This window comes from Phyllobacterium sp. (assembly GCF_037994425.1).
GTDB lineage: Bacteria > Pseudomonadota > Alphaproteobacteria > Rhizobiales > Rhizobiaceae > Phyllobacterium.
On sequence record NZ_JBBNAM010000179.1, the window covers coordinates 1 to 5,325 of the forward strand.

The window sequence follows — 5,325 nt, forward strand, 5'->3', positions numbered from 1 at the left end:
GCCTTCCATTTGCCGCTCGCGCCGGATGGAAGTTTCAAACTCGGCAATCAGCGCGAGGACGCCCATGACCAGCTTGCCGCTACGACTTGTCGTATCAACGGCCGCATCGTCCAGCACCTTGAAAGCCACGCCCTTGCCGTCCAGCAGGGTCACGATGGCATAAAGATCGACGGCCGAGCGCGCCAGGCGATCGAGCTTCGTTACCAAAAGTGTGTCACCCTCCCGCACATAGTCCAGGCACTTTTGCAGCTCCTCGCGCTCGCGATCGACGCCCGAGCGCTTTTCCTGAAAGATTTTGGTCGCACCGGCCGCCTTCAGCCGTTCCATCTGTCCCGCATGATCCTGTCCGACGCTGGACACACGCGCATAGCCGACAATCGCCATTTTCGTGCACTTTCCTCTAAGAGAGTACCGAACTTAGCATTAATGTACGCTAAGAATACGCGCAAGAGGCAATGTGCTGGAAAGTGTACATTCTGTACAAAGACTCCTTCATCCGGGATCGGCTCTGCACGTAAGCAGGCAATGGAATTCTCAGACGAGAGCGGCCGTTAGACCGGAAGCGTTACATTTGGCCACGGTCGTCCGGAAGCTATGTAGGGATGCCTGGGACCAGCATCGAAACCGCCCTCTTCGTCTCGCGTCGCGTCGATGCGATTAAGATAGTCGGAGGCAAAGGCCGCTGCCTCTGCATCACTAGATTGGGTGAGGTCGAACAGTCCTCCCGAAGTCGCTGGAGCTCGCGAGGGATTAAATTATAGTAGGATGCATTCTCCCCGACGGGATGGTGGATGTAGAGAAGGTTCTGCTGTGTGGTCCAACCGCCTTGGCCAATGACACTGCGGCCGATGGGGTCGGCCGCGAGCATCAGAAAGATGTCATGGTCACCGCTGGCCAATAGGATAGACGCGAGAAAGACTTTTGCCCCGCTGCTTTCTTCTCGAGCGAAGCGCTCGGGCAGATGGTCTCGTTGCTGCGGAGCCAGTTGCTCAAAGATTTTCTGCGGATAGTCATGCGGCGTTCCCTGGTCCATGGACTTTCCCTGATAGCGCCCCGAGGCGATTTCCAAAAGAAACTCCAGCGTCGCATCACCGGGATTCGTCAGGGCAACGTATAAATTATACTCCCCAATGAGTTCAGGAAACCGCTGGACCAGGCCGCGCAAGAGGTCAATGCGTTCGCGCTCGGGGAGGTATCGTATCACGAGCACGACATCCCTCATCCGCCATGCAGCAAACTTTAACCGCGAGGTAACGAGGTCGATCTGTCTAGCAACGTCATGGGATTATCGGAAAACGGCAAGAGCTCCAGCCAATCAAAGGCCTGCGCCACCTCGTGGTCACCTAGCCATCGCTCAGCAACGAGCACCCGCAGCGACGCAGCGATAATCGTCGAAGGCACAACCTCCCCACCGACAACCATCCGTTGCGCAAGCACGAGTTTTAGGCTGGTTTCGACGTCGCTGATAATGAGGTCGGCAAATATCGCTGACTTCTCCCCATGAGGCAGTAAGACGGCACACCCCGCGAGCTTGATCCCACGTCTTAGTCCTTCTCGGGTACCTTCTGACTTAGCTGCCGTAGCAGCTGCGAGAATCGCTTCTGCCGCATTGGTAGAGGCGTTGCGATCTCCAAACCGGCGGGCAGCAGCTCGCTCAAAATCCGGCCATGGCTGAAAGACTCGCCCCTCCCGGCGTGGCTCGTTGCTTTCCTGCCACATAACTTGCAGACCCATTGCAGCCTCGGTGCCGAAATCGGCGTCGGAGAGGTGGTTGAGAAACACCGCCTCGGCCTCCTTCGTACCTACCGCGGTTAGCGTCACCCGATAATCCATCGTATGCGAGGTACGCATGTCGTCGAGAGCCGCGCGGTTACGCCGATCGGCTTCGATGAGCGTCTGCGAGCATGGCGGGGGCGCATCGGCTTCACACAGGTGCAGACTGCCGCGCTGCTTAGAATTTCGCTTACGACCTATCAGGGGTGGGAGCAGGGTCGGCCGACCCCCTACGCCCATATCGTGATGGTTGCACTCCATTCAATGGTGAAGGGAACGGCGAATGGCCAGCTTGAGGGATCCGACACCGTCACCTCGTTCACCAAGAACGGTAAACTGCGCTGGCGGTGGCGTTCCGGCGGCGATGGTGGTGGCAAGCAGGTCAACCTGCCGGGTAATCCGGGCGAGCCTGCCTTCGAAAAGGCCTATCACCAATGCGCGAAAGGCGTGACCCCCGACCAGAAGGCGCGCGTGACCAGCATTTTCAACGCCAAGACCGTCAACGCTTGCTATCGGCGCCTGCTGCGTACGGCGGAGTGGGACGCGTACGATCTGCAGACGCAGGACAAGAACAACAGGATGCTGATGGCGTTCATGGCGACCAAGGTAGTCGACGACATGGATGTCACATGGGGCGACATGCCGATAGCCGACATCAAGACCAAGCACCTCCGCAAGCTGCTCGACGGCATCCGTTTGAACACGCCGACCGTCGCCAAGCACATGCTGGTCGCGATTCGCAAGCTTACGAAGATTGCCATCGAGCAGGAGTGGATCGAATACGACCCGACCTTCACACTTGAAGCCCCGGTGCCGAAGACTCTCGGACATCGCAAGTGGCCAGATGGCATCATCGCGCAGTATCGCGCACACCACGCGGTCGGCACCCCCGCCCGCACCTGCTTAAAGCTGGCACTCTGGCTCCGTAATCGTCGCTCGGACATCGCCCGCCTAACGTGGGATAAACTGATCACCGAAGCAGTCGAGCTTGGCAACGGCGAGACGCGCGAGATGCAGGCGTTCTCCTTCCGGCAGAAGAAGAACAGTAAGCGCACCGGTGGCAAGGAAATGTTTCTGCCGATGCGTAAGGATCTGGCCATCGCGCTCGAGCCGCTGGACCGTGACAGCGGCGTCGTGCTGCTCAATCGATACGGCAAGCCTTTCTCCGAAAAGAGCCTAACCGGAATGATGCAGCACTGGTGCCGGCAGGCCGGTATTCCGGTCGCCAACAAGAAGGAAGGGACGATCGGCTATACACTTCATGGGCTGCGTAAGAACTTCGGCATCAAGCTGGCGGAAGACGGTGCGACCGCTCTCCAGATCCAGAATTCAATGGGCCACTCGTCTGCGCGCGAGGCTGATCCGTACCTCCAGGAAGCAAACCGCAAGAAGCTAGTTGCCGATGCCTTCGTTGACGGCGAGAGGCGTGATGTGGAGCGGCAAGCAGCTAAGCGCCGGGCCGCCTTCAAGGTGATCGACTAAGTAGGCCCATTCTAAAAATGGGCCTAGGATGGGCCCAAGGCTGCTTTCGTAATGATTTCAAAGCGAATGGTGGGCCCGGAGGGACTCGAACCCGCAACCAAGCGATTATGAGCCGCGTCAACAGGCGGTCCGGAACCGCGTGCTCACCGAACAATTCAGGGATTGCCCGGCCCGCATAATGGCTGTGGGCTCAAGTTATGCGAGGAATGCCACACGCAATGGCACGTTCCATGGGATCGCCTCCGCCCGAAAAGATCGTTTGACATCTGTCGTGACGAACGCTCCGCTACTTGCTGTATTTCTCGCAGACGTTCATCCTGTGAGGGTCGCCGTGTTCTTCACAATTATAGCCGCACTCATAGTCGCCGCCGCCATTGATCTGGATTTTGTTCATCGTCTCCTTTGCCGATTCCAGGCAATATGACACCATCGTGAAATGCGGCGTCACGACGAACTTTGTGCGATCGGTTCGATCCGGATAAACAATGGCGGACCACCCGCCGGGGCGATCATCACAACCGAGCAGCAAGAGGAGAGCCAGGAGTGGTAGACTTCTCAACGTCAATTTTCCGGTTCCGTTGTCCTTCGCTGAGAATTTGACCCGTCTCTTGTCTATTTTCTACGGTCGGCGTCCAGTCATGGTTAGCCGGATGCCTGGCTGGTCAGATCATCGTCCATTCCAACCATACGCTTTTCCAAAGGCTTTGACTTCGTAAAGAAAGTCATCGACCATAGATGGCGGGGATCAAAGATCAAGGCCGGGCAAGAGATCGTGGATTGCACTGCGATCCTCGCCCGACCCCGATCAACGTTTTCACGCTGACACCAATGATTAGACGATCGATTGGTGGTCGGATCAATCCGGCCAATGTGTGTAACCTGATCCCCAATTTGGGCTGGCCCGCCTGCCGTTGTCGCGCTGGACCTACAAAAGGCAATGATCAGCTGACATCCTCGGACTGGATGCTGTATTGAAATGGAACCCTAGTTTCTGGCCATTTTCAGGGGGGCCAGGGTTTTTCTCGCGTCCGCGCGCGTATCGCCAGTGACGTCCGACTCGAACGTGCTGATGTGGTCGGGGCGGCCGAGATAGTACCCCTGACCGACGAGACAGAGTTCATCGGAAAGGAACGCGAGTTCCGCCGAGGATTCGATGCCTTCGGCAAGAACCGGCAGCCCCAGTCCCCTGCCGAGGCCGAGCACCGCCCGCACGATGGTGGCCGATTGCTCATTTTCGTGAATCGACTTGATGAACGATCCGTCGATCTTGATCTTGTCGAAAGGAAATGCGCGCAGATTGGAGAGCGAGGAATAGCCGGTGCCAAAATCATCCATCGCTATCTGGACCCCAAGCGCCTTGAGCTTGCGAAGCGTGAGGAGCGCCCGGTTCATGTCCTTTACGAGTGCCGTCTCGGTGATTTCGAGTTCGAGGCGCGAGGCCGGCAGACGCGTTTCTACGAGGATCGCGTGGACAGTGCTGGCAAAATTCGGATCGTGTAGCTGCACGGCAGAAACATTGACGGCAACGATGATCGCGCTTTTCCACGTAACGGCGGATCGACACGCCTCACGAAGCACCCACTCGCCGATCTGGAGGATGAGGCGGCTCTCCTCGGCAATCGGGATGAAAAGCGCCGGGGAAATGTCCCCGCGCTCGGCATTGCGCCAGCGCAACAGGGCTTCAAAGCCGATGATCTCGCCTGTCTTCAGATACTTCTGCGGCTGATAGACAAGCCCGAGCTCGTTGCGGCCAATGGCGTGGCGAAGTTCATGCTCGATAAGGCGGCGCTCCTTGGCAGCTTTGCCCATTGTGGTCTCATAAAAGCGGTAGATGCCGCGCCCCTCGGCCTTGGCGCGGTAAAGCGCGGTATCGGCGTGGCCTATCAGGACCTCCTTGGTGTCGGCATCGTTGGGATAGATGGCGATACCGATACTCGTGGAAACGAGGTCCTCACTTTTCGAGTTCTCGTTGGAGTTTTGCAATTCGTCGAGGATCTGCTGGGCGATACGGCTTGCGTCGATCGGATTGTCCAAACCTGCGGCGATGATGGCAAACTCGTCGCCGCCGAG

The 5,325-nt window shown here is 57.8% G+C and carries 6 protein-coding genes; 1 reads left to right on the plus strand and 5 read right to left on the minus strand.

Translation table 11 applies throughout. The features are described 5' to 3' along the window. The 3 genes from AAAB35_RS13005 to AAAB35_RS13015 all read right to left on the minus strand — a co-directional run. A partial coding sequence (locus AAAB35_RS13005; protein WP_340668694.1) for a recombinase family protein occupies nucleotides 1-384 on the minus strand: 384 nt, incomplete at its 3' end. Nucleotides 385-592: 208 nt separating this feature from the next. Then, nucleotides 593-1,210 carry a hypothetical protein gene (locus AAAB35_RS13010; RefSeq protein ID WP_340668695.1) on the minus strand — a complete coding sequence of 206 codons (618 nt, stop codon included), beginning with the start codon at nucleotides 1,208-1,210 and terminating at the stop codon, nucleotides 593-595. Between the two features lie 29 nt (nucleotides 1,211-1,239). After that, the gene (locus tag AAAB35_RS13015; RefSeq protein WP_340668696.1) at nucleotides 1,240-2,013 is read right to left on the minus strand and encodes a hypothetical protein; all 774 of its coding nucleotides are present in this window, start codon (nucleotides 2,011-2,013) and stop codon (nucleotides 1,240-1,242) included. A 24-nt stretch (nucleotides 2,014-2,037) separates the two neighbouring features. On the opposite strand from AAAB35_RS13015, the gene AAAB35_RS13020 reads away from it, so the two are divergent. Next, nucleotides 2,038-3,255, plus strand: coding sequence for a site-specific integrase (locus tag AAAB35_RS13020; protein WP_340668697.1), 1,218 nt, complete (start codon nucleotides 2,038-2,040; stop codon nucleotides 3,253-3,255). A gap of 286 nt (nucleotides 3,256-3,541) precedes the next feature. Here AAAB35_RS13020 and AAAB35_RS13025 read toward each other — a convergent pair whose 3' ends face one another. Next, nucleotides 3,542-3,814, minus strand: a complete 273-nt coding sequence (locus tag AAAB35_RS13025) for a hypothetical protein (RefSeq protein ID WP_340668698.1) — start codon at nucleotides 3,812-3,814, stop codon at nucleotides 3,542-3,544. A gap of 425 nt (nucleotides 3,815-4,239) precedes the next feature. Next, on the minus strand, nucleotides 4,240-5,325 hold a 1,086-nt coding region (locus AAAB35_RS13030; RefSeq protein ID WP_340668699.1), incomplete at its 5' end, for a bifunctional diguanylate cyclase/phosphodiesterase.